We start from the raw sequence: 1,393 nt of genomic DNA on the forward strand, positions 1-1,393 counted from the left end.
TTTTATCAGCATCCGGCGGCGATGTAGTCGCCGTTGGCGCTGATGGGGATGACCGTCAGGAACAGGACGGTCGCGAACAGGATCAGTACGATTCCACCGGCAATTTTAACGGCCGGCATCAGCCACCTTAACGAGCGACTTTCCCCGAACCAGGCCACCGTACGTTCACGGGCATAACGTACCGCCAGCGATAGCCCCATAATAGAGAGTGCTGTTCCCAGGGACATGGTCATGACTGCAGCCATGCCCCAGGTGACAATGCCCAGCGCGTTCGAAAACATCAGAATCATGATCGCGCCGCTGCACGGGCGTGCACCAATCGACAGAACGACACCCAGACGCGTTTTCCAGTCACCTTGTGCCAGGTCAGCTCCCACGCCGTGATGACCACATCCACAGTGTTCATCATGCTGATGAAGGGGTGTGATGGCTGAGATCCTCATTCTCTGCGGCCGCAGGCTTTTCAGCGCCTGATAAATGATGAATGCACCAAATGCGCCAATCAGCACGGCGCTTATCTTCTCGACATACCAGCGGCTGGTACTGATATCCCCTGAGGCGAGGTTAAATCCTACCGCCAGAATAAAGACAAACAGAATGGCGCTGACGCCCTGCATCAGGCTGCCCAGGAAGGGAACGATGCGGGCGGCCAGCTCGCTCTCCTTATTTGTGCTCAGGTAGGTCGTCACGATGAACTTTCCGTGTCCCGGACCGATGGCGTGAAGGACGCCATAAAAGAAAGCGCCTGTTAAGAGCCATAATCCACCGCTGTACTGGTGGCTATTAAGCTGCAGCAGATACATCACCAGATAACGGTGCAGCGTAATTTGTGTGGCAAGACACCACTGTATAAAGGCGTTCCAGTGCGTATGCAGCGTAAAAGCGGCGAAGAGGATGCCCAGCAGCATCAATCCGGCCGTAGGGAGGCGCCAGTCGCGAGGCAGGCGTTGTGTATTCATGAGGGGGAGCTCTGCGGAGAAGAATATTTGCCGCTAGTATAGTTGATCTTCTCTTTCAGTTCGCAGGATCGCATCAGGATCTTGCTGTAATTGTGGATAAGTCTGTGCGTAAAAGGGTATAAGGCGGGGTTTTGCTGTGGAATGCAGCAGTCAGTCATTTTTCTGTCATTTAACGGTTGCGGGCTGCGGAGAACTCCCTATAATGCGCCTCCATCGACACGGCGGATGTGAATCACTTCACAGATAACCCGGTCGGTTGAAGAGAAAAAATCCTGAAATAACGGGTTGACTCTGAAAGAGGAAAGCGTAATATACGCCACCTCGCAACGGTGAGCGAAAGCCGCGTTGCACTGCTCTTTAACAATTTATCAGACAATCTGTGTGGGCACTCAAAGTGACATGGATTCTTAATGTCTTCGGACAATAAATGAATA

Annotated in this window: 1 protein-coding gene; it reads right to left on the reverse strand. The window is 52.8% G+C overall.

The genetic code is table 11. The features are described 5' to 3' along the window. Positions 1-5 precede the first annotated feature (5 nt). Complete coding sequence (locus tag ACWKXT_RS24170; RefSeq protein WP_454533557.1) at positions 6-959, reverse strand: nickel/cobalt transporter; 954 nt, start codon at positions 957-959, stop codon at positions 6-8. Positions 960-1,393 lie beyond the last annotated feature (434 nt).

The sequence above is a fragment of the Enterobacter sp. UPMP701 genome, assembly GCF_053709515.1.

Excerpts from the sequence above, each read along its gene's own strand:
- ACWKXT_RS24170 (WP_454533557.1), bottom strand. The coding sequence starts at position 959 with ATGAATACACAACGCCTGCCTCGCGACTGGCGCCTCCCTACGGCCGGA.